24 protein-coding genes are annotated in these 26,435 nt (G+C 59.0%); 16 read left to right on the top strand and 8 right to left on the bottom strand.

Translation table 11 applies throughout. The annotated features are described in order from the left end of the window. Positions 1 to 12 precede the first annotated feature (12 nt). The 7 genes from ccoO to ccoS all read left to right on the top strand — a co-directional run bounded on the left by ccoO (position 13) and on the right by ccoS (position 6,425). Entirely contained in the window at positions 13 to 741 is a 729-nt protein-coding gene (ccoO, locus tag BFP70_RS03335) for a cytochrome-c oxidase, cbb3-type subunit II (RefSeq protein ID WP_066009952.1), read from the top strand. Between the two features lie 10 nt (positions 742 to 751). Further along, positions 752 to 925: a cbb3-type cytochrome c oxidase subunit 3 gene (locus BFP70_RS03330; protein ID WP_066009951.1), complete on the top strand. Its 174-nt coding sequence runs from the start codon at positions 752 to 754 to the stop codon at positions 923 to 925. Between the two features lie 42 nt (positions 926 to 967). Beyond that, entirely contained in the window at positions 968 to 1,852 is an 885-nt protein-coding gene (ccoP, locus tag BFP70_RS03325; protein ID WP_066009950.1) for a cytochrome-c oxidase, cbb3-type subunit III, read from the top strand. 291 nt (positions 1,853 to 2,143) lie between these two features. Beyond that, the gene (gene ccoG, locus BFP70_RS03320) at positions 2,144 to 3,601 is read left to right on the top strand and encodes a cytochrome c oxidase accessory protein CcoG (RefSeq protein WP_066009949.1); all 1,458 of its coding nucleotides are present in this window, start codon (positions 2,144 to 2,146) and stop codon (positions 3,599 to 3,601) included. Next, a complete protein-coding gene (locus tag BFP70_RS03315) occupies positions 3,601 to 4,053 on the top strand; it encodes a FixH family protein (RefSeq protein ID WP_066009948.1) in 453 nt (150 codons plus the stop codon). The genes ccoG and BFP70_RS03315 overlap by 1 nt, the downstream gene beginning before the upstream one ends. Positions 4,054 to 4,057: 4 nt before the next feature. Then, positions 4,058 to 6,256: a heavy metal translocating P-type ATPase gene (locus BFP70_RS03310; protein ID WP_066009947.1), complete on the top strand. Its 2,199-nt coding sequence runs from the start codon at positions 4,058 to 4,060 to the stop codon at positions 6,254 to 6,256. A gap of 10 nt (positions 6,257 to 6,266) precedes the next feature. Then, a complete protein-coding gene (gene ccoS / locus BFP70_RS03305; RefSeq protein ID WP_066009946.1) occupies positions 6,267 to 6,425 on the top strand; it encodes a cbb3-type cytochrome oxidase assembly protein CcoS in 159 nt (52 codons plus the stop codon). 100 nt (positions 6,426 to 6,525) lie between these two features. Here ccoS and BFP70_RS03300 read toward each other — a convergent pair whose 3' ends face one another. Together BFP70_RS03300 and BFP70_RS03295 are read right to left on the bottom strand one after the other, a co-directional pair. Further along, positions 6,526 to 8,142 (bottom strand): D-alanyl-D-alanine carboxypeptidase family protein, encoded by a 1,617-nt coding sequence (locus tag BFP70_RS03300; protein ID WP_083217344.1) that lies wholly within the window; start codon positions 8,140 to 8,142, stop codon positions 6,526 to 6,528. A gap of 307 nt (positions 8,143 to 8,449) precedes the next feature. After that, the gene (locus BFP70_RS03295) at positions 8,450 to 9,064 is read right to left on the bottom strand and encodes an HAD family hydrolase (RefSeq protein ID WP_369820178.1); all 615 of its coding nucleotides are present in this window, start codon (positions 9,062 to 9,064) and stop codon (positions 8,450 to 8,452) included. A gap of 243 nt (positions 9,065 to 9,307) precedes the next feature. On the opposite strand from BFP70_RS03295, the gene clpS reads away from it, so the two are divergent. The 3 genes from clpS to BFP70_RS03280 are packed head-to-tail and all read left to right on the top strand — an operon-like array spanning position 9,308 to position 11,597. After that, positions 9,308 to 9,643, top strand: a complete 336-nt coding sequence (gene clpS, locus BFP70_RS03290) for an ATP-dependent Clp protease adapter ClpS (RefSeq protein ID WP_369820181.1) — start codon at positions 9,308 to 9,310, stop codon at positions 9,641 to 9,643. Between the two features lie 28 nt (positions 9,644 to 9,671). After that, positions 9,672 to 10,742 (top strand): class I SAM-dependent methyltransferase, encoded by a 1,071-nt coding sequence (locus BFP70_RS03285; RefSeq protein ID WP_066009944.1) that lies wholly within the window; start codon positions 9,672 to 9,674, stop codon positions 10,740 to 10,742. Between the two features lie 45 nt (positions 10,743 to 10,787). Continuing rightward, positions 10,788 to 11,597 carry an SDR family NAD(P)-dependent oxidoreductase gene (locus BFP70_RS03280; RefSeq protein WP_066009943.1) on the top strand — a complete coding sequence of 270 codons (810 nt, stop codon included), beginning with the start codon at positions 10,788 to 10,790 and terminating at the stop codon, positions 11,595 to 11,597. Between the two features lie 63 nt (positions 11,598 to 11,660). Here BFP70_RS03280 and BFP70_RS03275 read toward each other — a convergent pair whose 3' ends face one another. Further along, positions 11,661 to 12,071, bottom strand: a complete 411-nt coding sequence (locus BFP70_RS03275) for a hypothetical protein (protein ID WP_066009942.1) — start codon at positions 12,069 to 12,071, stop codon at positions 11,661 to 11,663. A 169-nt stretch (positions 12,072 to 12,240) separates the two neighbouring features. On the opposite strand from BFP70_RS03275, the gene hemF reads away from it, so the two are divergent. Beyond that, positions 12,241 to 13,146 (top strand): oxygen-dependent coproporphyrinogen oxidase, encoded by a 906-nt coding sequence (hemF, locus tag BFP70_RS03270; protein WP_066009941.1) that lies wholly within the window; start codon positions 12,241 to 12,243, stop codon positions 13,144 to 13,146. 117 nt (positions 13,147 to 13,263) lie between these two features. Here the strand turns inward: hemF and hemE are convergent, their stop codons facing one another. Next, positions 13,264 to 14,295, bottom strand: a complete 1,032-nt coding sequence (gene hemE / locus BFP70_RS03265) for a uroporphyrinogen decarboxylase (RefSeq protein ID WP_066009940.1) — start codon at positions 14,293 to 14,295, stop codon at positions 13,264 to 13,266. Positions 14,296 to 14,439: 144 nt separating this feature from the next. Here hemE and hemC point away from each other — a divergent pair, with 144 nt between their 5' ends. The 3 genes from hemC (at position 14,440) to BFP70_RS03250 (ending at position 18,130) form a co-directional block, all read left to right on the top strand. Then, complete coding sequence (gene hemC / locus BFP70_RS03260) at positions 14,440 to 15,408, top strand: hydroxymethylbilane synthase (protein ID WP_066009939.1); 969 nt, start codon at positions 14,440 to 14,442, stop codon at positions 15,406 to 15,408. A gap of 42 nt (positions 15,409 to 15,450) precedes the next feature. After that, positions 15,451 to 16,824 carry an FAD-binding oxidoreductase gene (locus tag BFP70_RS03255; RefSeq protein WP_066009938.1) on the top strand — a complete coding sequence of 458 codons (1,374 nt, stop codon included), beginning with the start codon at positions 15,451 to 15,453 and terminating at the stop codon, positions 16,822 to 16,824. Between the two features lie 91 nt (positions 16,825 to 16,915). After that, positions 16,916 to 18,130, top strand: coding sequence for an MFS transporter (locus tag BFP70_RS03250; RefSeq protein ID WP_066009937.1), 1,215 nt, complete (start codon positions 16,916 to 16,918; stop codon positions 18,128 to 18,130). 38 nt (positions 18,131 to 18,168) lie between these two features. On the opposite strand, the gene BFP70_RS03245 is transcribed toward BFP70_RS03250, so the two are convergent. Then, positions 18,169 to 18,825 (bottom strand): arylesterase, encoded by a 657-nt coding sequence (locus tag BFP70_RS03245; RefSeq protein ID WP_369820177.1) that lies wholly within the window; start codon positions 18,823 to 18,825, stop codon positions 18,169 to 18,171. A 49-nt stretch (positions 18,826 to 18,874) separates the two neighbouring features. Between BFP70_RS03245 and BFP70_RS03240 the strand changes: the two genes are divergently transcribed. Both BFP70_RS03240 and BFP70_RS03235 read left to right on the top strand, forming a co-directional pair. Next, positions 18,875 to 19,573 carry an ABC transporter ATP-binding protein gene (locus BFP70_RS03240; protein ID WP_066009936.1) on the top strand — a complete coding sequence of 233 codons (699 nt, stop codon included), beginning with the start codon at positions 18,875 to 18,877 and terminating at the stop codon, positions 19,571 to 19,573. Continuing rightward, positions 19,570 to 22,080 (top strand): ABC transporter permease, encoded by a 2,511-nt coding sequence (locus BFP70_RS03235; protein WP_066009935.1) that lies wholly within the window; start codon positions 19,570 to 19,572, stop codon positions 22,078 to 22,080. Before BFP70_RS03240 ends, BFP70_RS03235 begins: the two co-directional genes overlap by 4 nt. A gap of 122 nt (positions 22,081 to 22,202) precedes the next feature. Here BFP70_RS03235 and BFP70_RS03230 read toward each other — a convergent pair whose 3' ends face one another. The 3 genes from BFP70_RS03230 to BFP70_RS03220 all read right to left on the bottom strand — a co-directional run bounded on the left by BFP70_RS03230 (position 22,203) and on the right by BFP70_RS03220 (position 26,380). Further along, positions 22,203 to 22,721, bottom strand: coding sequence for a lytic transglycosylase domain-containing protein (locus BFP70_RS03230; RefSeq protein ID WP_255356580.1), 519 nt, complete (start codon positions 22,719 to 22,721; stop codon positions 22,203 to 22,205). Between the two features lie 351 nt (positions 22,722 to 23,072). Next, a complete protein-coding gene (locus BFP70_RS03225; protein WP_066009934.1) occupies positions 23,073 to 25,061 on the bottom strand; it encodes an OmpA family protein in 1,989 nt (662 codons plus the stop codon). A 233-nt stretch (positions 25,062 to 25,294) separates the two neighbouring features. After that, positions 25,295 to 26,380, bottom strand: a complete 1,086-nt coding sequence (locus BFP70_RS03220) for a BMP family ABC transporter substrate-binding protein (RefSeq protein WP_066009933.1) — start codon at positions 26,378 to 26,380, stop codon at positions 25,295 to 25,297. Positions 26,381 to 26,435: the final 55 nt, after the last annotated feature.

Raw genomic sequence — 26,435 nt, 5'->3', positions numbered from 1 at the left:
GGAAAAAGTCACATGTCACTTTTGGATAAGCACGGTGTCATTGAAAAGAACGCGACGCTTTTATTGGTCGGTTCCTTCCTTGTGGTCACCATCGGCGGGATTGTTGAAATTGCCCCGCTGTTTTACCTGGAAAACACGATCGAAAAGGTGGAAGGGGTGCGCCCTTACACCCCGCTAGAGCTGACCGGCCGCGACATCTATATCCGCGAAGGCTGTTATGTCTGCCACAGCCAGATGATCCGCCCCATGCGCGATGAGGTCGAACGCTACGGCCATTACTCATTGGCGGCAGAATCGATGTATGACCACCCGTTCCAATGGGGGTCCAAGCGAACGGGCCCGGATCTGGCACGCGTTGGGGGGCGATATTCCGACGCGTGGCATGTCGATCATCTGACCGATCCGCAATCGGTTGTTCCCGAATCCGTGATGCCGAAATATGGCTTTTTGTCTAACCAATTGATTGATGCCCGCCATGTGACAGAGCGGGTGCGGACAGATGCCCAAGTTGGTGTGCCCTATACCTCAGATATGATCGCTGCAGCGCGTGAGGATTTCACCGCACAGGTCGATCCATGGGCCGATACAGATGGGCTGTTCGACCGGTATGACGACCGGGTGAATGTGCGCAATTTCGATGGGCAGCCCGCGTTGACCGAGATGGACGCGCTGGTCGCATATCTGCAAGTGCTTGGAACAATGGTTGATTTTTCAACCTTTGAACCCGCGGCAAGCCGGTAAGGGGGCCGACATGGATTATCATATTTTCCGCGAATTTGCTGACAGCTGGATGTTGCTGTTTTTGACCTTGGTGTTTTGCGGCGTTGTGCTGTGGGCGTGGCGGCCCGGCTCTCGCGCGGTGCATGACGACAGCGCCGACATCCCATTTCGCCACGCAGATAAACCTGCCGCCAAGCACCGTTAAACGCCTCGGCGCGACCACGACGACAGGAGGCGTGGACCGATCATGACCAAAACACCAAAACAAAGCCAACAGCCAGATGTCCAGACCACCGGACATTCTTGGGACGGTATTTCCGAATATAATAATCCGCTGCCGCGCTGGTGGTTGTGGACTTTCTATGCCTCGATCATCTGGGCGCTGGGCTATACGATTGCGATGCCCGCGTGGCCGTTGTTGAACGGTGCCACGCCGGGAATTTTGGGCAAATCGACCCGCGCGGATGTTGCGGCAGAAATTGCCCGGTATGATGCGGCCAATGCTGGCATTGAGGCCCGGCTGATGCAAACCGATCTGGCAGCGGTTCCTAATGATCCAGAGCTGGTAAACTATACCCAGAATGCTGGACGTGCGGTGTTTCAGACATGGTGCGCACAGTGCCACGGTGCAGGTGGGGGCGGGCAGCAGGGCCTGGGTTATCCCAACTTGTTGGACAGTGATTGGCTATGGGGTGGCACGGTGGATGACATTCATTTCACTATCACCCACGGCATCCGCAATGAGGATGATCCAGACGAAGAGGCCCGCTTTAGCCAGATGCCGGCCTTTGGCACCGATGATCTGTTGGACAATACGCAGATTGCGCAGGTTGTGCATTATGTTCGCCTGTTGTCGGGGCAGGGCTATGATGCGGATTTGGCCACTCCGGGTGCGGCTGTATATGCTGATAATTGTGCAAGCTGTCACATGGAGGATGGCACAGGGGACCGCGCACAAGGGGCGCCGAACCTGACCGATGCGATTTGGCTGTATGGCGGTGATGTCGCTACGCTGACCAAGACTGTGCATGATGCGCGATTTGGTGTGATGCCGAATTGGAACACCCGCTTGTCTCAGGCCGAGATCCGCGCTGTTGCAGCCTATGTCCACGCGTTGGGCGGGGGCGAATAAGTTTCTGGCGGGCAGTCATGCCCGTTGGATCGCACCGGTGCCTGGTCCTGTTCGCGCAATCCTTGGGGCACCGGTGCATTTCTATCTTGCACAGCGGTCCATGGCCTAGGTGGTGCAATGTGCCACAGCATTCGTCGCATGACGTTCAGATGGTGCCGTGCAGCCCAACCGTCCGTTGGACGCCTGGATAAACTTACATCACAAAACTGCCTTTCTTGACGTAGGTCAAAGCCCGATGACGCAGGCTCAGGCAAGAAGGGGGCATAAACGACGTCACCGGAGACACTTATCGTGAGCCAGCCATCCGCCCCGCCGCCGCTGTATGCCCCGCGAGAGCCGATATTTCCGCGCCGCGTCCAAGGGAATTTCCGCCGCCTGAAATGGTATCTGATGGGGCTGATGCTGGGAATTTACTATCTTACGCCTTGGCTGCGTTGGGATCGTGGCCCGGAGTTGCCCGATCAGGCGGTCTTGGTTGATCTGGCCCATCGGCGCTTTTTCTTTTTCATGATCGAGATCTGGCCGCATGAGTTTTACTTTGTCGCGGGTCTGCTGATCATGGCGGGGCTTGGGCTGTTTTTATTTACCTCCGCGATGGGACGTGTGTGGTGTGGCTATGCCTGCCCGCAAACAGTGTGGACGGACCTGTTTATTTTGGTGGAACGCTGGGTGGAGGGCGACAGGAATGCCCGCATACGGTTGCTGCGCCAACCTTGGACTGCGCAAAAATGGCGTAAGCGTTTAACGAAATGGGCCTTGTGGCTGTTGATCGGCTTGGCGACCGGGGGGGCGTGGGTGTTCTACTTTACCGATGCGCCGCAGCTGGCCCGCGATCTTGTGACCGGGCAGGCGCATCCGGTGGCCTATGTCACGATGGCGGTGCTGACGCTGACCACTTTTGTCTTTGGCGGTTTCGCGCGCGAACAGATCTGTATCTATGCCTGCCCCTGGCCGCGTATTCAGGCTGCAATGATGGACGAGGACACGCTGACAATCGGCTACCGCGACTGGCGCGGAGAAACCCGTGGAAAGCGGGCGAAAGGGAAAAAGCTGACCACCGCACAGGGGGACTGCATCGACTGCTATGCCTGTGTGAATGTGTGCCCGATGGGGATCGATATTCGCGATGGCCAGCAGATGGAATGTATCACCTGTGGCCTGTGCATCGATGCGTGCAATGATGTGATGGACAAGATCGGTGCGCCGCGCGATCTGATCGGTTATTTGGCGTTGAAAGATGAAACGGCAGAGCGTTTGGGTCAGGCCCCGACACCCCCGTTACGCCATATTCTGCGCCCGCGCACGCTGATGTATTTTGCGCTTTGGGCCGGGATCGGGATCGCGTTGGTGGTCGCATTATTCTTACGCCCGGCGATTGAATTCAATGTCACCCCCAACCGTGACCCGCTGTATGTGATGCAGCCAGACGGGGCGGTTCGCAACATCTACACGCTTCGGCTGCGCAACAAACAGCCGCAAGCGGCGGTGTTCATCATCTCTGTGCAAGACGAGGACGGGCAGACATTGCCGGTGTCGCTAGAGGGTGCGGCCCAAGCCCAAGCGCATATACCCGCGGATGAGACATTGACCCAACGGCTGTATGTGGAGGCCCCGGCGGGCTCTGATCTGGCCAATCACGATCGAAGCACTGTGCGGATTTGGATCCGCGATGCGCAGGGCACCGAACGTGTTTCCAGCGATACGGTTTTCAACGGTTTAGGACGCGATGACGCGCAAGGAGAAAATTGATGCGAGAGCTTACAGGAAAACATGTTCTGGGTGCGATGATCGCGGCCTTTGGTGTGATCATCGGGGTGAATCTTGTGATGGCCTATCAAGCCGTGTCGACCTTTCCGGGGCTAGAGGTGCAAAATTCGTATATCGCATCGCAAAAATTCAATGCTGCACGCGCCGCGCAGCTGGCACTGGGCTGGCATGTTGAGCCCCGCTACCACAATGGAGAGCTGTCCTTTGTCATCCGCGATGCCCAGGGGCTGCCAGCGCCGATTGCTGATTTGTCCGCGCTGGTGGGGCGCAAAACCTATGCCGGTGCCGATCGCAGGCCGCAGTTCTCCAATCAGGGCGGCGTGTATAGCGCGCCGATCACATTGACGCCCGGCGCGTGGCTTGTGCATCTGAATGCCACAGCGAAAGACGGCACTCAATTTCGACAACGTATTGATATGTTTGTGAAAGGTTAAGGAGATGGTCGATGTTGCAGCTGATATGCACTTGCCCGTTTCAGCATGTCCCGCCTGTGCTGCCGCCCCTGCTGCATGCGCCGTGGCGCAGCAGGCCGCGAGGGGCGGCCTGTTGCTGTCGTTGCCCGCGATTCATTGTGCCATCTGTATCTCGGATGTGGAACGTGCCCTGAGCCATCATCGCGGTGTGCGCTCTGCCCGGGTGAATTTGACGTTGAAACGGGTCAGTGTCGTGGCAGAGCCTACCGTGACGGCGACAGAGCTGATCACCTGCCTGGCGCAGATCGGATATGAGGCGCATGAGCTGGATCAGACGGTGCTGTCCCTTACCCAAACTGACAAGGCCGGGCGCGACTTACTGATGCGAATTGGCGTGTCGGGCTTTGCGATGATGAATATCATGCTCTTGTCGGTTGCGGTTTGGTCGGGGGCCGATCATGCCACGCGCGATCTGTTCCACTGGATCTCGGCGGCCATTGCCCTGCCCACAGTGATTTTTGCAGCCCGGCCCTTTTTCGCCTCGGCCCTGGGTGCCTTGCGTGCGCGGCGTCTGGGGATGGATGTGCCAATTTCGCTGGCGATCATTTTGGCCACGGGAATGTCGTTTTATGAAACAACACAGGCTGGGCATCATGCCTATTTCGATGCGGCGGTGATGCTGACCTTTTTCCTGCTGGTGGGGCGATATCTGGATTTCCGCACCCGTGCCGTGGCGCGTTCGGCTGCACAGGAGCTTGCCGCGCTGGAGGTGGCGCGGGCCACCCGGTTGCGTGATGACGGTGCAGAAGAAGATATCCCCGTGGCCGATTTGTGCCCGGGGGATCGGTTGCGATTGCGCCCGGGCGCGCGGGTGCCTGCGGATGCTGTCATTGAAACGGGCCGCTCAGAGATGGATCGCTCTGTCCTCAGCGGTGAGACCTTGCCGGTTACGGTCGGCCCCGGTGACAGCCTATGCGCGGGAGAGGTGAACCTGACCGGGCCGATGCAACTGCGCGTGACCGCTGCGGGGCGCGACAGCGCGTTACACCGTATGGCTGATCTGGTGGCGCATGCGGAATCGGCGCGGTCGAAATACACATCCTTGGCAGAGCGGGCGGCGCGGGCCTATGCCCCGATCGTGCATCTTCTGGCCCTATCCAGCTTTGCGGTGTGGCTGTGGTTCAGCCGCGATATGCGCCTGTCGCTGAATGTGGCGTCTGCGGTGTTGATCATTACATGCCCCTGTGCCTTGGGGCTGGCGGTTCCGGCGGTGGTGACATCGGCCTCTGGGCGATTGTTCCGCCGTGGGATGTTGATCAAAAGCGGCACCGCGCTGGAACGTTTGGCGCAGGTGGATACCGTGGTCTTCGATAAAACCGGGACGCTGACACTGGGTGAGCCGCAGCCCGTGGATCTGCCCAAGCTTGATCCGCGCGCCCTTTCGGTGGCGGCGGCCTTGGCGCAAGGCTCGGCGCATCCTCTGGCCCGCGCTGTTGCATCGGGTGCCAGCGCGCTTGGCGTGGTGCCCGCCCTCTTGGAAAATCTGCATGAGATCGCCGGCGATGGTATTGCCGCCACTTATCAGGGCCAGCCGGTGCGCTTGGGCCGGGCGCAATGGGTCGGTTGTGACAGCGTGGCTGCGACGGCAACCTATCTGCGCGTCGGGCAAGCGTGCCATGTGATCCGCTGCACCGACCAGCTGCGTGAGGGTGCAGCCGAGGTCGTCTCGGCGCTGATCAATCAGGGTATTCATGTGCTGTTGGTGTCAGGTGATGCCCCGGCGACAGTGCAGGATCTGGCGCAGAAATTGGGGATTGCCCAGTGGCATGGTGCCGCGCGCCCCGAAGATAAAGCACGGGTCATTGCCAATGCGACCGCAAACGGGGCGCATGTGCTGATGGTGGGCGATGGGTTGAACGATACCGTCGCCCTTAGCACAGCCTATGTTTCGATTTCACCGGCTTCGGCCTTGGATGCGGCGCGCGCGGCCTCCGATATTGTATTGATGGGTGCGTCCTTGATGCCGGTGGTTCAGGCGCTGCATGTCGCGCGTTCGGCCCGCCGCCGGATTAAGCAAAATTTTGCGATTGCAGCGGGTTATAATATGATAGCTGTGCCGGTTGCATTGGCGGGACTTGCCACGCCGCTTGGGGCGGCATTGGCGATGTCGGCATCATCCATATCGGTATCACTGAATGCGCTGCGCCTGAAATCGGGGCGATAAAGGGAAAATAATGGCGATCCTGAGCTATCTTATTCCAGTATCACTGCTGTTGGGCGGTGCGGGGCTTGCGGCGTTTTTCTGGGCCCTGCGGGCGCGCCAATATGAGGATCCGCAAGGTGATGCGCAACGGATCTTATCCTCTGATTACGACAATCATCCAAAGCCGTAACGCATGTCCCGCCTAAAAAAGCGCGCATGCGCCCCGGAATTTCAACCGGGGCGCATACTTTCTCTCATATATTGGACTAGGTCAAAGCAGGGCGCTTGGCTTAGGGCCCGACCACAGCGCAGTTCATGTCGCGCGCGGCAAGACGCGCACAGGCTAGCGATGCCATATCCTGTGTCAGACCGACAAAGTTCGCCTCATAGCCGCGGGTGCGCTTGGCCACTTTGCGCAAGGCATCGCCCAGGGTTTCCGACTCCATCAATGCGGTTTTTAACAGCGCCTGCTGTGCATGAAATTCCGAATTGTGCAGACCCAGGGTTATGCTCCAGTTACGGCCACCCGAGCTGGACCCACGCGCCACAACGCGTGGCTTTTGCGAAGGCGCCGCCGCAGGCGGGTTCAGCGCCGCTAAAATCATCGTGTCGGAGGGTTTCGTGCGTTCCAGCATCGCCAATGTTTCTGGTTGAACGGTAGAGGATTGCGCAAAAATCGGCCCGTCAGAGGGCGCATCGCCTTCGGCTACAGCATCGTCGAAGATGGACTCGTCAGGCTCACCTTGTGCGATCTCGATGGTGCTGGATTCTTCCTCAGGCTGTGGGGCAGGGGTTACAGCGGCCACGCGGATCGAGGATGCACGATTTGGGGCGCGCAGTGGACGCGGGCTGCTGTCCAGCGCATTGCTTGCAACCGTGCTGGCCAATTCGACGGCCTCTTCGGCAACCTCGGCCAATGGGGTCAGGCTTTCGGCCACGGCAGCTGCCGTCTGAACCGGCGCAATTGGGGCGGCCTGTGCGGCCTGCAACGCCAGTTGGATCGCATCCGCATCATGAGTGGCGATACCAGGGCGGGGCAGGGGGCGTGGGCTGGATTTCACCGCAGCTACGCGTGCCACAGATCCCGATTGCGGCGCAACCGCGATCAAACCCGGTTCGGCCGGTTTTTGCACCCGTGCACGGTCTGGCGCACGCTTAAAGCCCAGGTCCATCAGCTCGGCCATTTTCGCGTTCCGCTGTGCCGTGGATGTGCCACCAAACACGGTTGCAATGATCCGCTTGGAACCGCGCTTAGCCGAGGCTGTCAGGTTGAACCCTGCCGCCGAGGTATAGCCGGTCTTAATCCCATCCGCGCCCTCATAGGCATCCAGAAAACGGCGGTTGGTGGAGTAGACAGTCTTGATCCCAGCATCGGCAGAGCGACGCGAGAACAGGTTATAATATTGCGGAAAATCATAGAACAGGTGCCGGCCCAACAAGGTCATATCACGGGCGGTCGACATATGGCCCTGTGTGGTCAGCCCGTTGGCATTGCGGAACGTGGAGTTCTTCATGCCCAAAGCCTTGGCAGTCGCGTTCATCCGCGCGGCAAAGCCGGCTTCACTGCCGCCCAACGCATCGCCGATGGCCGAGGCCGCATCATTGCCCGATTTTAACGCAGCGCCACGGATCAGGTAGCGCAGCTTAATTTTTTGTCCGGTTTTCAGCCCCAGCCGCGATGGCGGCTTTGACGCCGCATTGGCCGAAACGGTAACAACCGAATCCAGACTGATTTCGCCATGCTCAATCGCCTGAAAAGCGATGTACAACGTCATCATTTTGGTCAAAGACGCCGGATGCAATCGGGTGTCTTCGTTCTTGGAATAAAGGACCTCACCGGTGCGCATGTCCATGACGAGCGCCGCATAGGGCGCAGCGGCCGCTAGAATCGGCGCGCACATGAGCATTACTGCGAATAGCCCGGATCGGACCCAGCATGAAAGCGTGGTCACGGTTCTTGTCCTTAATCTGCCTCAGGTGCTCCGCATTTTTTTTGACAGTCGGAGCTTATGAAGATCACGTTAACACGGCCCTTCATCCGTGAAAATGGCGGAATTTCAAAGACATTCGCTGCGACATTCATGCAATACCGCAAGATGTAGTGGCGGCGTTTCGCCCGATCCGCGACCTATAGGCGGGCTTGGCCTGTAACCTTATGTAACGCTGCCGTTACGGCAAGTGATGGCTGACGTTGCGGCAGATCAAGGGCGGGCGTTATGTGATTGGTTCGGATATTTTTGCGACCAAATCCGGCAAATCGGCCAATGAGTCGATTTCCGCGAATCGTGTGTGGTTTTCAGGGTGTTCGGCAAGTTCATAGCCCCATGTCAGCTCATGCGGGACATAGATCCCCCAGCCCCCCGCCGCGATCATCGGCAACACGTCAGAGCGCATCGAATTGCCGATCATCGCGCCCATCGTAGCGCCATCCGCATGGCGGTTGAAAACCGAGCGATAGGTGGCCTCGGTTTTATCGGACACGATCTCGACGGCATCGAACAGATCACCCAGACCCGATTGCGCCAGCTTGCGCTCTTGGTCCAGAAGATCGCCTTTGGTCACCAAAATAATGTGGAAATCGCGCGACAGGGTCTCGATCACGCTGCGGGCATGGGGCAGCAAATCGACCGGATGGGCCAGCATTTCGCGCCCAGCCGCTATGATGTCGCGGATGACCGATCCTGGGACGGTGTTGTTGGACACCTCCAGGGCAGTTTCGATCAGGGACAGGGTAAAGCCCTTCACGCCAAAACCGTAATGCGCGATATTGCGTCGCTCGGCGGCAAGAAGACGGCTGGACAGGTGTTCGGGATCGGCATGCGGTGCCATCAGGTCGTGAAATCGGGCCTGAGTCAGATGAAAGAAGCGCTCATTGTGCTATAAGGTATCATCTGCATCGAAGCCCAGAGCGGTAAGTTTCTCCATGTTTTCATCCTCTTTAACCCATTGGTGGCAAACTGGCTGTGGATTCCGCTATGTGAAAGGGTTTTCATATCTGAGGATACCCCTATATTCCGCCAGATGAACATCAGCGATTCAAACGAGATTATGCGCGTGCGCGAGCCTGTATATATGATGGCCGATGACGGCGACAAAAATGGTGACAACCATGACGGCGATGCCGGTCTGGCGACGAAAACACGTCCCAAGACCCAGCGTCCGCCCATGTATAAGGTTCTGCTGCTGAATGATGATTACACGCCGATGGAATTCGTCGTGCATATTCTGGAGCGGTTCTTTGGAATGACACATGCGCAAAGCTTTGAGATCATGCTGACCGTGCATAAAAAGGGTCTGGCGGTTGTCGGCGTCTTCTCGCATGAGGTTGCCGAAACCAAAGTGGCGCAGGTGATGGATTTTGCCCGCCGCCACCAGCATCCTTTGCAATGTACGATGGAAAAGGAATGACCCCGGCGGTGTTGCATAAGGTGATGCCATGACCCATCCGCGTTTATCGCTTGTGCTGGATACCGTTCCTTTGCCGCCAGAGGGTCGGATCGTGGTGTTTGGCGCTGACGCCGGGTCGGATCTGGGGGATCTGCCTCGTGATCGGCTTGATGTGATTTGTGGCTTTGCGCCCGATCACGCAGCGCTGACGGCGCGGGGCTATAGTGTTTCGTTTTATCCGCAAGACGGTTACAGCGCGGCGCTGGTGTTTTTATCACGATCAAAACAGCAGATCCGCAATTGCCTTGCTGCTGCTGCGACATGCGTAACGCCCGGCGGTATGGTCTATGTTGATGGCGGCAAACATGACGGGGTGGATTCAGTTCTGAAATCCCTGCGTGATGCGGTTGCTTTGTCCGCACCCTTGTCCAAAGCCCATGGAAAGATCGCTTATTTTGCCGCGGCACCGCAGCTGCTGGTCGATTGGGTTGTGCCGCGTTTGACGCCCGCCCCGGGGTTTTTGACCGTGCCCGGCGTGTTCTCGGCGGAAAAAATAGACGAGGGTTCGGCGCTGTTGGCGCAGGCCTTGCCGGATAAACTTCCTGCGCGGATTGTGGATCTGGGTGCCGGCTGGGGCTGGCTGTCCGCGCAAATTTTGGCCAAGCAGGGCGTTGAGTCGCTGGAGCTGATCGAAGCCGACCGCGCTGCATTGGATTGTGCGCAGGCCAATATCACCGACCCAAGGGCCAGGTTTACTTGGGCGGATGCCACACAATACACACCAACCGAACGCGTATCGGCGGTGATTATGAACCCGCCGTTTCATGTCGGGCGTGCGGGCGATCCATCATTGGGGGCGGCCTTTATTGCGCAGGCCGCAAAAATGCTGACACTGTCGGGTAAGTTGTGGATGGTCGCCAACCGGCACCTTCCTTATGAGGACAGCTTGGCAGTGCATTTCCATCATGTTGAAGAAATCGGCGGCAACGGGCGGTTCAAACTGTTGCGTGCCGAAAAACCCATGACCGCCAGTGCCAGCGCACGGGCGATCGCACAAAATTCCGGCACGGCGGCACAGGGCGCGGCACGGCGGGGCAAAGCCTCACGCGCGCGTCGCTGATCTTTCTGGCAATAGCAACTCACGTCCACGGTTTACGGAGCGAATATGTCTCTTTCCATTTCTGGCAAGACTGCCATCGTTACAGGTGCGGCGCATGGGATCGGCCTTGCGGTTGCCCGGCATTTTCTGGACCGCGGTGCCAATGTCGTTTTGGCCGATATTGATGAAACCCGGTTGAAAGATGAGCTGGGCGATATGGCCAATGACGATGGCCCGGCGCGGTATTTCGCAGGTGATCTGTGTCAGAAGCTGACCGTTAAGAACCTGCTGTCCGCAACGATTGATGCCTTTGACCGTATCGATATTTTGGTCAACACCACACGCAGCTTTCAGCCCTGTGATCCGCTGGACCCATCTGAAGATGTGTTGGATGCAATGCTAAGCCAGAATCTGAAATCCAGCCTGCGGATCACCCAGATGACTGCCAAGCGGATGATTTCCCAAGCAGAGAAAGACGGGCGCACGGATGGTGAAATCGGTTCGATCGTCAATATCTCCAGTCTTGCGGCGCGCCGTTCGCAGCCTGAGCTACTGGCCTATTCAATTTCTTGCGCCGCACAAGAACAGGCGATTCGCGGATTGGCCGTGGCGCTGGCACCGCATCGGATCCGGGTGAACGGTGTGTCTTTCGCGTCGGTTATGAGCCGGTCGTTGCAGGATTCCCTGGCAGAACATGACGATTGGCGCGAAGCGATCATCGCCGGCACGCCCTTGGGCCGTATCGCATCGCCCAGCGAATTGGTGGAGACAGTGCAATACCTGGCGTCAACCGGTGCAAGTTTTACCACCGGGCAGATCGTTACGGTTGATGGCGGGCGCGGGATTATGGATGGCGTTCAGGTCCCTGCCTATTGATTGCAGCCGCGCGTATGATTTTCGGATTGAGCGGTGTTGGGCCAGGGTTTCTTTTGCGTCGCGTCAGGCGCTTTCAGGATAGGTCATTTTGCACGCCGCGATATTTGCGGCCGCTTGTTGTGACAATTGCTGGCTTTTGGCGATCAGCCCGTCACGTTTGCGAATCTCGGCTGCTGGATCAATCGGTACGCGCCGGCGCTCGGTCTCGGTATAGCGTTCCAGACAGCGTTTTTTGCGCCGCTCGACCGTGCCATCGGGATGAGTGATTTCTTCCACGGCGCAGGTTGACCAGCGACGACGCGTGACCTCATATTCTTCCCATGCATAGCCGCGGGCTAAATTCGCCTGAACTTCGTCCAACAAACGTTCAATTGTGCGCAATTCGCGGGTGGAGCGGTTGATACACCGCTCTTGCGGGGTGCCGCAGGCCGCGACGATGGCAAGCATCGGCAATATGAACAAAAATTTCGGCATGGGATCCTCCGTCATGGTGATCGTAACGTGGGAACGGAACGGGGGGAAGGGGGCCTGCCCTGCGTTTGTTTAGGCCTGCGTTCGTTGGGGCCTGAGCGTTTGGTCTGGCTTGCTGTTATGGGGTTAGGGCTGATAAGACGCGCCTGCGCAACCCAAAGGAACCTCGTCGATGTCCAATTCCGCCCCTGACAGTGATTTCACACAGCGCAAGGCGCAGGCCAGCGCATGGTTTTCGCAATTGCGCGATCAGATTGTTGCCACGTTTGAGGAGTTGGAAGACACGCAGCAGGCCGGCCCCTGTTCAGATCGCCCCGCTGGACGGTTTGAGGTCACACCGACCGCCCGCACGGGTCCCGATGGGGAAGATCATGGTGGCGGCAAGATGAGCGTGATGCGCAACGGCCGGGTGTTTGAGAAGGTGGGGGTGAATATCTCAACGGTTTGGGGGGAATTGCAGCCACCTGCGCAAAAGGCGATGGCGGCGCGCGGTGTGCCGGGCATTGAAGCGGATCCGCGGTTCTGGGCCTCGGGTATTTCTTTGGTGGCGCATATGCAAAACCCCCATACGCCTGCGGTGCATATGAACACGCGGATGTTTTGGACGCCGGGTACATGGTGGTTCGGCGGGGGGGCGGATCTGAATCCCTGTATCGAATATGAGGCGGATACGGCGGCATTTCACGCAGCGCTGCGTGGCGCATGCGACGCGCATAGCGGGGACTATTATGCGCGGTTCAAAGCCTGGGCAGATGAATATTTCTATATTCCGCATCGTGGGCGAGCGCGTGGCGTGGGCGGGATCTTTTACGATGATCTCAATACCGGGGGGTGGGAGCGGGATTTCGCCTTTACCAAAGCGGTCGGCGAGGCGTTTTTACCTGCCTTTGTGCCGGTGACACAGCGGCGTCGTGATCAGTCATGGAGTGAGGCGGACCGCGAAGTGCAGCTCCGCCATCGCGGCTTATATGCAGAATATAATTTAGTATATGATCGTGGCACGAAATTTGGACTGGAATCTGGTCATAATGCGGATGCGGTTTTAATGAGCCTGCCGCCCATTGCAAAATGGTATTGACGCAGCTGTTTCAGGCATGGGCCGTTATTTAGGGGCGCTGCCCCTTTGGGGCCAAAGTGGCCCCATTCACCCCGGGATATTTATCGCAAGATGAAAGGGGCCGGGTGGCGGGCGCATTTAGCTGTTGCGCACGGTGTCGATCATCAGTTGAACGTTTTCGGGATCGGCATCGGGGGTGATACCATGGCCGAGGTTGAAGATATGCGGCCCGTTGCGGAAGGTTTCTACGATGTGGCGCGTGTCGTCGATCAGGGCCTGGCCACCGGTGACCATATGGCGTGACGCAAGATTGCCCTGCACGCAGCCTGCGGTTTGCACATGTGCGGCGCCCCATTCCGGGCTGATCGAATTGTCCAGCGCGACGCAATCTGCCCCGGTTTTGGCGTGAAAATTGATATAGCCATTTGAGGCTTCGCGCGGGAAGGCGATGATTGGCAGGCCGGGGTGGCGGTGTTTGAGCGCGGCGATGATCTTTTTTGTTGGGGCGACGGCGAAATCTTCAAAATCTTGCCCAGTAAGGGAGCCGGCCCAACTGTCAAACAGTTTGATGACCTCGGCGCCGGCATCGACCTGTTTGGACAGGTATTCGATTGTGGCCTCGGTGATCAGGTTGATCAGGGCCGTGAAAGTGGCGCGGTCTGTGTCTTTAAGATGATGTGCCGGGGCTTGATCCGGTGTGCCGCGGCCTGCGATCATATAGGTTGCCACGGTCCAAGGGGCGCCTGCGAAGCCAATCAATGTGGTGGTTTTGGGTAGCTGTTGTGCAAGGCGGCTGACCGTTTCATAGATCGGTGCAAGGTGGTCATGGATGTCGTCCTTGGTTTTAAGACCGCGTATCCCGTCCGGTCCGGTGATGGTGGACAGTCGCGGGCCTTCGCCGGTGACAAACCATAGATCGGCACCAAGAGCCTGGGGTAGCAACAAGATATCTGCGAAGAGGATGGCTGCATCGAACCCGTAGCGGCGGATCGGCTGAAGCGTGACCTCGGTGGCCAATTCAGGGTTGTAGCACAGCGATAGAAAATCGCCCGCTTGGGCACGGGTGGCGCGATATTCGGGCAGATACCGTCCCGCCTGACGCATCATCCAGATGGGCGGGGTTGGCAGGGTTTCGCCGCGAAGGGCGCGCAGGATCGTCTTGTCGCTCATGTCTGTCTCCTGTGGATGCGCTTTACTTTGCGTGCGGGGGCATAATGTCAAGCATTCCAAGGTCGAAGAATTGCGACATATTGGCCAGAGGTGAGGGGCGTCTTGCGCTTGCACCGCCCTTCTGACGCAGCTAAGGCTGGGTGTATGACACAGGTTTTTGCTGATATGCCCTCCGCCCAATCGCCCCTGAAAATTGGCACGCGCGGCTCGCCGCTGGCGCTTGCGCAGGCGCATGAAACCCGCAACCGGCTGATGGCGGCGCATGGCTTGCCGATTGAGGCGTTTGAAGTGGTTGTGATCAAGACCACAGGTGATGATCGCGCGTTGATTGCAGCAGATGTTGCCCTGAAAACATTGGGCGGCAAAGGGTTATTCACCAAAGAGATCGAAGAGGCCCTTTTGGAGGGACGCATTGATATTGCAGTTCATTCGATGAAGGATATGCCGGTCGCGCAGCCGGATGGTTTGGTGCTGGATTGTTATTTGCCGCGTGAAGATGTGCGTGATGCGTTCGTGTCGCTGGAATGCGACGGAATTGTGGATTTGGCTGATGGGGCGGTTGTGGGCTCCTCCAGCCTGCGCCGGCGCGCGCAATTGGCGCATCGTCGACCGGATCTGAAGATGGTCGAATTCCGTGGCAATGTTCAAACGCGCATGCAAAAGCTGCAAGATGGCGTGGCACAGGCGACGTTCTTGGCGATGGCCGGTTTAAATCGTTTGGGTATGGATCATCTTGCGCGTGGGGCGATTGAACCCGAAGAGATGCTTCCGGCGGTTGCGCAGGGGGCGATTGGTATCGAACGGCGCAGTGACGACAGCGTGGTTGCTGCCCTTTTGGTGCCGCTGCATCATGGACCGACCGGGGATCGGCTGGCATGTGAACGGGCATTTTTGGCGCGATTGGACGGGTCATGTCAGACACCGATTGCGGGGCTTGCGATCTTGCAAGGCGACCAGATCTGGATGCGCGGACAGATTTTGCGCCCCGATGGATCTGAGGCCTTGTTTGATGAGGGCCATGCACCTGTCGCCCAAGCCTCAGCCCTGGGTGAGGCGATTGCCGAGCGGCTGTTGGCACGTGCCAGTGATGATTTTTTTGACTGGCGTGACTGACCTGCCGCGGATGGGTTTGGGCGCTGTGGTGAAAGTGATGTGATGACCGATATTTTGGATCAGTTGCGCAGCCTTATCGGCGCGGCCCATGTTTTGACCGGGGCGGATGCGGCGTCTTATGGGGCAGATTTTACGGGTCATTATCGCTGGCAGCCGCTGGCGGTGTTGCGCCCGGGATCGGTGGAGGATGTGTCGGCCATTATGGCGCTTGCCAGCCGGACGGGAACACCGGTTGTCCCTGTATCTGGTGGGACTGGCTTGAATGGCGGGCATGAGGCCCAGGGCCGGTTGATGCTGTCATTGTCGCGGCTGAACAAGATCACGCAGATCAACCCTGCGGCCCGCACTGTCGCGGTGGAAGCCGGGGTGATTTTGGAAACCTTGCACGCGGCGGTGGCGGAACATGGTCTGATGTTCCCGCTGTCTTTTGGGGCAAAAGGCTCTGCGCAGGTGGGGGGATTTTTGTCCACCAACGCCGGAGGGTCCAATGTGGTGCGCTATGGCAATGCACGCGCCTTGTGCCTGGGGCTAGAGGTTGTGCTGGCGGATGGCCGGGTGATGAATCTGATGACCGCGCTACATAAGGACAACACCGGCTATGATCTGCGCAATCTGATGATCGGTGCTGAGGGCACATTGGGGATTATCACGGCTGCGGTGCTAAAGCTGGTGCCTGCGCCGCGTGAGCGTGCCACGGCTTTGTTGGGGATGACCGGGTTTGATGCGGCTTTACGCCTGTTGAACCGGCTGCAAGAAGGGACAGGGGGCGCCGTTGAGGCATTTGAATATCTGCCCGATATCTTTTGGCCCCGATTGACGAAATATAAGCCAGATCTAAGCTGTCCGATCACACCGCAAAAGGTCAATATTTTGTTGGAAATCGCCACTACGGTGCCCGGCGATGATCCGCAGGCGCGTTTGGAAGACCTGTTGGAAGGCCCGATGGAGGCTGGTGAGATCGTCGATGCGGTTTTGGCCTCGTCCGAGGCACAGCGGGCCAAGCTGTGGCATATTCGCGAATCTGCGGCGGAAGTCACGCTGAACGAAATGCCGATTGTCGATACGGATGTGGCCTTGCCACTGGATCAGATCTCGCCTTGGCTTGATCACATGGGGGGCGTTCTGGATCGGTTGGATCCGAAGGCCCGGTTGATGGTGATCGGCCATTTGGGGGATGGCAATCTGCATTATACTGTCTTTCCCAGCGATGAGACCCTGGTGCAGCCGATCCGCGATGCAATCTCGCGTGAGGCGGTGGCGATGGGTGGAACCTTTTCCGCCGAACATGGGGTCGGACTGTCCAAGCGTGCCTCTATGGGGAAATACAAAGATCCGGTCGCGTTGCAGGTGATGGCCGCGATCAAATCCGCGCTGGATCCGCAAAACATCCTAAACCCCGGAAAACTTTTGCCATAAACGCTTGGCTGCCCTAGCGGCAAGTTCCAACAATTAACACTTCGTTAAGATCTTGGGGCCACCACGAACATATGTGTAGTGAGGGGCCGTGATGCGAGTGTTTGCGCCATTTCAACCGATTTTTCGGGATCCGGCCCTTGGGCTGGCGGCGGGGTTACTGATCCTGTTTGGCGCGCATATGGCCAGCATGCTGCCGCAGATGTCAGCCATGGCCGTGGCGGTGTTCGACCTCAGCGATCAGGCTTATTCGGTTATTTTGCTGGCGGCGGCGGTCGTGGCTGTGTCCAGCTCTGTCGTGTTTGGGATCGCGGCGGATCAGCGTGGGCGGCGCCGTGATATTGCTTTATTTTGCGCAGGTGCGATGACATTGGGCAATGCGATTGTGGCGCTGATCCCATCGCCGGCAGCCTTTGTTGTGTCGCAGGCGCTGTTGCTGCCTTTGGCCAGTTCATTGTTTGGGCAGTTGTTCGCCTTAGGCCGGTTAGCGGCGTCGCTGCGACCACAGGCCGAACGTGGCACGATCCAGACCACATTGCGGGCGCTGTTCGCATTGCCTTGGGTTGTTGTCTTGCCAATCTGGTCAGTGGTTTTTGAACGCGGTGCCGATCAAATGGTGATCTTCCCGATCTGCCTTGCCATTTCGGGGACGATGTTTTTGCTGGTCATTGCTTTTTGGCCGCGCGACGGGGCGACGCGCTGGCCAGATCCGAAATCGGGCCTGAAATTTCGCGATGCGCTGGCAGAGATGGCGGATCGCCGGATCATCGGTCGGGTTATCGCTCTGGGCGCGATCAACAGCACGATTGTGCTGTATATGGTTTTGGTTGGCTTGGTCTTTTTGCACCTGCCCAATCGCGGGGCCAGTGATGTTGCGATTTATGCCGGGGTGATCGCAGGGCTAGAGGTGCCCTTGATGCTGGCGCTGCCCGTGGTGGCGGCGCAGCTGTCGCGGATGACGCTGATCTTATGTGGCACGATCTTATATGCGTTGCATCTGGCACTGCTGCCAATATTGGCGGCAACAGATTGGGTCTGGGCGCTGACGATTTTGGCAGCCGCAGGCGGGGCGGTGATCTTGACCCAGCCGATGGCCTATCTGCAAGATCTGCTGGGCACGCGACCGGGCGCAGGGGCGTCGTTATTATCCTTGCAGACGTTGATCGGTGATACGGTGGCTGCGGCTATTTTTGCCATAGGCGCAGGTTTCGCGGGCTATGGTGTCGTCGCTATATTGGGGGCCAGCGTCGCCGTTCTGGCCTGTGTATCACTGTGGAGCGTGGATCGCCAAAGCACCGCGCTGGCCTAAGCGCGGCGCCCTTAGTGACTGCGGTTCCAGCATGTGACTCACGGTTGGTCGACACGCGACAATAGCTGCAGCACCTTTGGCCCCAAATCCTCGACAATCAGGGCGACGCCATCCGCGCTGGGATGTATGCCATCGTCTTGGACCAGTTGCGCCTGATCTTGCGGGCGCGCCATCACCGGCGCCAATAGGTTGGGCACCAGAACCGCATCATATTGTGCGGCCAATTCGGGATAAATCGCCAAAAACTCGGCGCGGTATTCGGGGCCGTAATTCTCAGGGACCGGAATCCCGGCCAGCAGAACAGGCAGCTCGCGTGCCGTGATCTGATCCAAGATCTTGGTCAGATTGGCGCGTGATTGGGCCGGGGGCAGGCCACGCAAAACGTCATTGCCGCCAAGCGCAACCATCACCGCATCGGTGTCATTACTCAGCGACCAATCCAGACGCGAGAGCCCGCCTGCGGTGGTATCGCCCGACACTCCGGCATTTACGATTGTCACATCTGCGTCATGTGCATCCAGCCAGGCTTGAAGCTGTGGCACCAGCCCCTGGGCCGGATTAAGCCCGTATCCTTGGGTCAAACTGTCGCCTAACGCCACAAGTTGCATCGGTTCTGCCTGTGCACGCGCCCCAAACCCAACGCCTGCGAAGGCAATTAGAACAATCGCAAGCTTGTGAAGCGCATATTTGCCCACATATGTCGAAAGTGACTTAAAAGTTCGATGGCTGGAAAAGTGGGGCAACATGGCGGATACGGTTCTTTCCTTGCAGGACGCAGAATTGACATTGGACGGCAATGCCGGTCCGGTTGAGATTTTGCGCCGTGTGACACTTCAGGTCAAACGCGGCGAAAGCGTGGGGCTGACGGGTCCGTCGGGGTCTGGAAAATCGTCATTGTTGATGCTTATGGGCGGGTTGGAACAGGCAACGGGCGGGGCGATTACGGCATTGGGTCAGGATCTTTCCGCCATGTCCGAAGATGCTTTGGCGAGGTTCCGTCGTGGTAATATGGGGATCGTGTTTCAAAGTTTCCACCTTGTCCCAACAATGAGCGCCGTGGAAAACGTCGCGCTGCCGATGGAAATCGCAGGCGTATCAGATGCGTTTGAACGTGCGCGTGCGGAGTTAGATGCTGTTGGGCTTGGCCATCGTATGGGCCATTACCCTGCAGAAATGTCGGGCGGGGAACAACAGCGCGTGGCCCTGGCGCGGGCTGTGGCCCCACGCCCTGCGATTTTATTGGCCGATGAACCCACCGGAAACCTGGACGAAACCACCGGAGCGGCCATCATGGATTTGCTGTTTGGGCTGCAAGACCGGCATGGCGCGACGCTGGTGCTTGTGACCCATGCGCGCGAATTGGCACAGCGGTGTGATCGGGTTATCCGCCTGCGCGATGGGCAGCTGGATCTGGCGGCAACATCGGTGGAGGCCACCGCATGAGCCTGTCTTGGCGGATCGCCCGGCGGGAGCTGCGCGGCGGCGTTAAAGGGTTTCGTGTCTTTCTTTTATGCTTGATGCTGGGGGTTGCGGCGATTGCCGCGGTGGGATTGGTGCGCGGCGCCATTCGCGGCGCTCTGTCGGATCAAGGTGCGATCCTGCTGGGCGGGGATGTGGAATATGAACTGACCTATCGCCGGGCCACGCCAGAAGAACGCGATTGGATCACCAGCCGCTCTACCGCCGTATCCGAGATTGTTGAATTCCGCTCCATGTTGGGCGGCAGTGGCGCAAACGCGGGCCGGATGCTGACACAGGTGAAAGCTGTGGATGGGGCTCACCCTTTGTTGGGCGCGGTGCAGCTGGATCCACCGGTAGGCATGCAGGCGCTGGACGTCGTTGACGATATGCCGGGGATTTTTCTGGCCCCGGCCCTGGCTGATCGGCTGAATCTGCGCATTGGTGACCGGGTCAACCTTGGGGGATTGGACTTTGCTTTCCGCGCCCGGTTGATCCGCGAACCTGATGAAACCGGCGGAGGGATCGGGCTTGGCCCGCCCTCTATGGTGGGATTGGCGCAGATTGAGGGCACGCGCCTGCTGGCGCCCGGTGCGTTATTTGAAACAGAATATCGCGCGCAGGTCGCGCCTGGCACCGATCTGGATGCGCTGCGCACCGAGGCGCGCGCCTTCTTTGACGGCAAGGGCATGCGATGGAGCGATTTGCGCCGCGCCTCACCTGGCGCGGACCGCTTCGTCAATCGTCTGGGGTCCTTTCTTGTGCTGGTTGGGCTTGCCGGATTGGCGGTTGGTGGGGTTGGGATCTCGGCTACGGTCAACGCCTGGATCGCGCGCAAGGCAGAAACTATTGCGACATTGCGCGCAATGGGGGCCGAAAGCGCGACGATCCGCTGGGTGTTTTTGTGGCAGATCCTGGTGCTGGGCATTGCGGGCATTGTTGCAGGATTGGCATTGGCGGTGGCCGTGGTTTTGGGCCTGTCCGGGCTGATCGAAGCCAGTCTGCCGATCCCGGTGCAAATCGGGCTGCGCCCCATCCCCCTGTTTGAAGCAGCGCTTTATGGTGCGCTGGTGGCCGCAATCTTTGCGCTTTGGCCAATTGCGCGGATGTCGGGGCAGCGTGCGGCACGGCTGTACCGCGATACCGATCGGCGCAAGAGGGGTGTGCCGGGGAAGGCCGCGATGGCCCTGATTGCGGGGCTGGTGCTGATTTTGGTTGTCTCTGCCGGGGCGTTTTCGGGGCTGTGGTTGCTGACGTTTGGTACATTGGGCGGCATTGTGCTGGCGCTTGTCGTCCTTTTGGCGGCAGCGACCGGGCTGAAGGGTTTGGCACGTTGGGGCGCGGGACGGGTGCGGGGGTATCCTGTTGTGCACACGGCGCTTGCCGCCATTGGTGGCCCACGATCCGAGGCCGTGGCCGTGATCTTATCACTGGGGTTGGGCCTGTCTGTTCTGGCGGCAGTGGGGCAGGTGGATAACGGGCTGCGCCGTGCCATCGCCGAAGATCTGCCCGCCGAAGCGCCGGCGTTTTTCGTCATTGATATCCAACCAGATCAGCTGGACCCATTCATGGCGCGGATGCAGGCCATCGAGGGGGTACGCAAGATTGAAACCACGCCGATGATGCGCGGCGTGGTGACACAGATCAACGGCGCCCCTGCGCGAGAGGGTCGGCCAGATCACTGGGTGTTGCGTGGTGATCGCGGTGTCACCTATGCTGCCACGCCACGCGAACGCATCACCGAAGGCACGTTTTGGCGACAAGACTACAGCGGCGATCCACAGATCAGTTTCGCGGCAGAAGAGGCCAAAGAGATCGGACTGAAACTGGGCGATCGGCTGACGGTCAATATACTTGGCCGTGATATCGAAGCGCCGATTACCTCATTTCGGGATGTGGATTTCGCGACGGGCGGGATCGGCTTTGTGATCACCTTTAACCCGACCGCGCTGCAGGGGGCGCCGCACACGCATTTGGCGACCGTCTATGCCCCGCCACAGGCCGAAGCCGATATCCTGCGCGCCCTTGGCGAGGAGTTCCCAAATATCACCGCAATCGGTGTGCGCGATGCGGTGGATCGCATGTCCGAGGCTTTGGCGACGATTGCGCGCGCCACATCTTTGGCTGCAGGGGTGACGTTGATCACAGGGTTTGTCGTGTTGATCGGTGCTGCTGCGGCTGGCGAAGGCGCGCGCGCATGGGAGGCTGCTTTACTGAAGACCTTGGGTGCGACGCGGCGTACCATCTTGCTGAGCTTTGCGCTGCGTGCGGCTTTGATGGGCGCGGCGGCCGGCGTGGTGGCAATCATCTTCGGTGGTTTGGCAGGCTATGCGGTGGTGGAATGGGTCATGGGGGCGCAGTTCCACTTCGCGCTGATACCAGCGGTGGTGATCGTTCTGGGCGGGGTGATCGCGGTGTTGGCTGCGGGGCTGATATTCGCCCTGCGCCCCTTGTCACAACGGCCGGCGGGTATTTTGCGCGCCCGCGATTGAACTGCCATTCTGTTCTAGCCGGTGGCACGCGCCGGGTTGGGGATTGACCCCACCCCGGCGCAGTCGAAGGCCGCTGATGCGGCCATCGACGGGGCGTGCGTGTGGGGTGGGGCCATCTGGGCCTAGGTGCGCAACCCGGTTTCAGTCAAGATGCCCCTGCGTTTGGCTTCGTAATAATAACCACGGGCATACCAGCCCACGGCGGCCTCTTCCGAACCATCTGCACACATCCAAGCACCGCGCAGGTATTTCACCGCCCAGCGGAGGTTCTCCTCTGCATCCAGAAGCTCATGCGCCTCGCCTTGAAACCCCATGCCACGCGCTGTTTGCGGCAAGATTTGCATCAACCCATAGTAGGGGCCATTGCGTGCCTTAGGGCGGTAATCGCTTTCGCGTTGCACCACGCGGTGGACCAAAGTTCGCGGTACCTGATACTGGTCCGCATAGCGGTTGATCAGCTTGCGCAGCTGCGCCGTTTCATTCGGGTATAATGGCAGTTTTGCGCTTGGCGTTTTTGACGCCATCCGGGCACGGTCTCCGCAGGCGCTCAGGCCAAGGCTGGCACCCAGCAGTGCTAGCATATGACGACGCCCGTAGCGACGCGGGCCACAGGCGGGATCAGAGGAGGGCGGTTGAATCATAGGGCGGGATCCGAATGGTTTCCGTTAGGTTAATACCCAATGGTGAGTAGCAGCGATCCGCCGGCATTGCCAAGCATGCGCATCGTCGCGCCGCGAGCGATTGAGCGGTTTCCTGCCCAAAACGGCGGGGCTGCGGCGAAACAAAAGACGGGACAGTGGTTGGACGCGTGGCACCCCGGCATCTGCGCCACCATGCGGTTGACGGATGCCAAGAAGCCCCTGTCATGTTGCGCAAAACCTTGGCGTGCTACCCGATGGATCCGTCAATCAAACCCAAAATATGCCAAAGCGAGCACATGAGAATGGCGCCCCACGAATGGGGCGCCATGAGCACAATCAAGGATCTGCAGATCAATTCGCGTTTGCGACCTGCAATAGATCGGTGATGCGGCGCACAGTCGCGCGGCGGTTTTGTTCCTCTGCTGATTGGGTGGCAATTTTTAAATATTCCTCGCCATAGCCTTGAACCACTAGGTTTTCAGCCGGGACGTTGAAATACTCGGTCAAAGCCAGAGCAAGCGATTCTGCGCGCCGATCTGACAGGGCCAGATTATAGGCGGCATTGCCGACCGCATCTGTGTGACCTTCGACCAAGAACAGCTCCCTTGGATTTTGTGTGATCCGCTCACGGATCGCTCCGCCCAGGCTGGCCAGCTCCTCCGCCTGTGCGGGCAAGATTGCCGCCGAACCACTGTTGAACGTTACCGTTTCAACAGACACTGCCGGGGCCAAGGCCCGGACCTGTGAGATCTGCCGCACCTGTGCCAACGAGAAACTGCGGTTGGTGTCGGCTTGACGTGCCAGCGCGGCGCGCAGCGCATCCTCATTGGTTGAAGTCTGCGTCGCATTCACGTCCGCGCGCGGTAGGTCATCCACAACCACCGGCTCATAGGTCTGGGAATCGTCGACCAAGATATATTGATCGCCGTTTTCCTCAATCCGGGTGCGTTTCACAATACGCTTCTGGTTGTCATATACGGTGACAATCTGTGCGCCATCGGCACGGGTCGATACCGTGCGGCTTGACCCATCATCATAGGTTTGCGTGCGCACGGTGGAGCCGGGCTGACGCAAGAGTGCGCCGTCATCCTTGATCACACGGTAAGTGCCGTCGGGCTGCTGCACCACGACACGGTCACCCGAGTTTACCGCAACCGAACTGCCATTATTGAGCACCGCGCCAACTGCCAGCGCACCCAGACCGGCAATGGCAATTTTTGCTGCGTCAGACAGACCATCATCCTTGTCTTTGGCCTGAGCCTGAGCCTGAGCTTGCGCCTGTGGCGCCGCGGCTTGGGAGACACCGTTCTGGAAATCCTCAGCCGAGCTGCGCGCTGTGTCTTCGGTCACGACCTCTTCGGTCGCATTTTCCATGTCGGCTTGCGCATTATCGGCGAGGGCGGCGTTTTCAACAGCGCCACCGGCTTCGATATCGGCATCTGCTTCAAGCGCCTGTTGCAGACGTTCTTGTGCGGCCTCTTGCTCCGGTGTCGGGGCTTGGGGTTCGGCTGCGGCTTGTTGCGTGGCGTCAGCTTGGGACGAGCTGGCAGGTGCGTCTGCGGTTTGGTCCGCACCGGTCTGATCTGCACGGGCGCCCTGTGCAGGTGCGGTTTGGTCCGCTTGGGCTGATTGCGTGTCGGTGGTGTTTGCACCGGCTGCTTTACGGGCATCCGTGTCAGCGGTCATGCCTGCGGCGGCGGGGGCTTGCGTGTCAGTCGCAGCGTCTGCTTCTGCTGCAACTGTTGGGTCCGTGATCGCAGCGCCGTCAGCCGCAGTTTCGGCCGCAGCACCGACAGGGTCCTTAGACGCTTCATCTTGTGCTGGTGCGGCTTCGGGTGCCGCGGCGGCTTGCGGTGTTTCGGTGGATTCGGCCTGTGCGGCAATCGCTGCGGCTGCGGCCTGCGCATCGCTCATCTGGGCGACAGGCGCGGGGTCTGCATCTGCAGGCGCTCCATCTGCCACGCTCTCTGGCGAGGCCTCAGGCGCGGGTGGGGTTTGCGTTTTTGCATCCGCAACAGGCGGCGTTTGCCCAGTCTCCATCTGCACGTCAGCCCCGCTTTGGGCCTGTGCCGCGTCAGAGCTTGCAGCAACATTACCCTGCGCAGGCATCGCCGCATCGGGCATTGCATCGGTTAGGTCTGCCTGGCATTGCGCGGCGGCGTCGGCCTCTTCTTGGCCCGTGGCACGGGCGGCGGCAATGCAATCGGCCAATGAAACCTGCTCGCCCCCCTGAGCGCGGGCACCGGTTTCCACTTGTGCTGCGGTCTGGGCGGTGGTCAGGGTCGGGGCCAATGCCGCCAGGCCCAACGCCAACGCGGTAGAATTTCTAAGATTGCGCATAAATCTCTCCCATTGTGGCGGTCTTTTGACCTGCCGTTGCCGGAGAAACCCCTTGCCATGCGCTGTGGTTCCTTGGGCATTGCCCAAACGCCCCATCACGTTGGTGTTATAAGATGCAAATATTTTCTGCTGAAAGCCTGAAAATTACGCAAGCTTATCTGATCGCCAATGCACGTGGCACCACGAAAAAGCCGGGCGCTAGGCCCGGCTTTGACAGGTGATATCACACCGGATTATTTCGGCAATTCTGCCGTGATCCCTTCTAGATAGAAGTCCATCGATGCCAGCGCGGCATCATCGGCCACTTCGCCATCTGCCAGCCACACGGTGCCATCTTGCTTTTTCAGCGGGCCGGTGAACGGGTGATATTCACCTGCGGCAATCGCGTCTTTCATTGCGGTGGCTTCTTCAATCACTTCGCTTGGCAGCGCATCGGTCATCTCACCGATTTCGACCATGCCTGTGTCGATGCCACCCCATGTCGCGGTGGAGGACCATGTCCCGTCCAGCATCGCCTGCACGCGTTCAATATAATAGGGCGCCCAGTTGTCGATGGTGGAGGTCACGCGCGGCATCGGTGCAAAGCCCGACATATCCGAGGCCTGCCCAAACGTGATAACGTTACCGGCCTCTTGTGCTTTCGCCTGTGGCGCGGTGGAATCGGTGTGTTGCATCAGCACGTCAACGCCATCGGCGATCAGGGCTGCGGCGGCGTCTGCCTCTTTGGCTGGGTCAAACCAGCTATAGGCCCAAACCACGGACATTTCGACATCCGGGTTGACCTTTTTCGCATGGATGTAAGCGGCGTTGATGCCCTGAACCACCTCTGGAATCGGGAATGAGCCAATATACCCGATTTTGTTCGATTTGGTCATGCGCCCTGCAATCGTGCCCTGAATCGCGCGGCCTTGGAAGAATTTCGCATCATAGGTCGCAACGTTATCGGCGCGCTTGTAGCCCGTGGCATGTTCAAACATCACATTTGGGAATTTTGCCGCGACATTCATCACTGGGTCCATATAGCCAAATGAGGTCGCGAAAATCATCGTGTTGCCTTCCAGCGCCAGCGAGGTCAGCGCGCGTTCGGCATCCGGGCCTTCTGGAACGGATTCGATGAATTTTGTCTCAACCTGATCGCCGAATTTTTCGACGATCGCACGGCGGCCTTGTTCGTGCTGATAGGACCAGCCCATGTCGCCAACCGGGCCAACATAGATAAAGCCGATTTTCAGCGGGCCGTCTTGGGCCAAAGCTGGAAGGCCTGCCGTGGCGAGCACAGTCGCAGCGGCCGAGGTTGTCAGAAAGGATCTACGTTTCATGGGTGTTCCCCTTGGATAGCGAGCGTCTTAAAGATTGCGCCCTGAGATAATGCAC

Origin of the sequence: Thioclava sp. SK-1, assembly GCF_001705665.1 — a bacterium.
GTDB lineage: Bacteria > Pseudomonadota > Alphaproteobacteria > Rhodobacterales > Rhodobacteraceae > Thioclava.
Note: the sequence above shows the minus strand (reverse complement) of the source record. Positions and strands in the feature narration are given on the sequence as shown.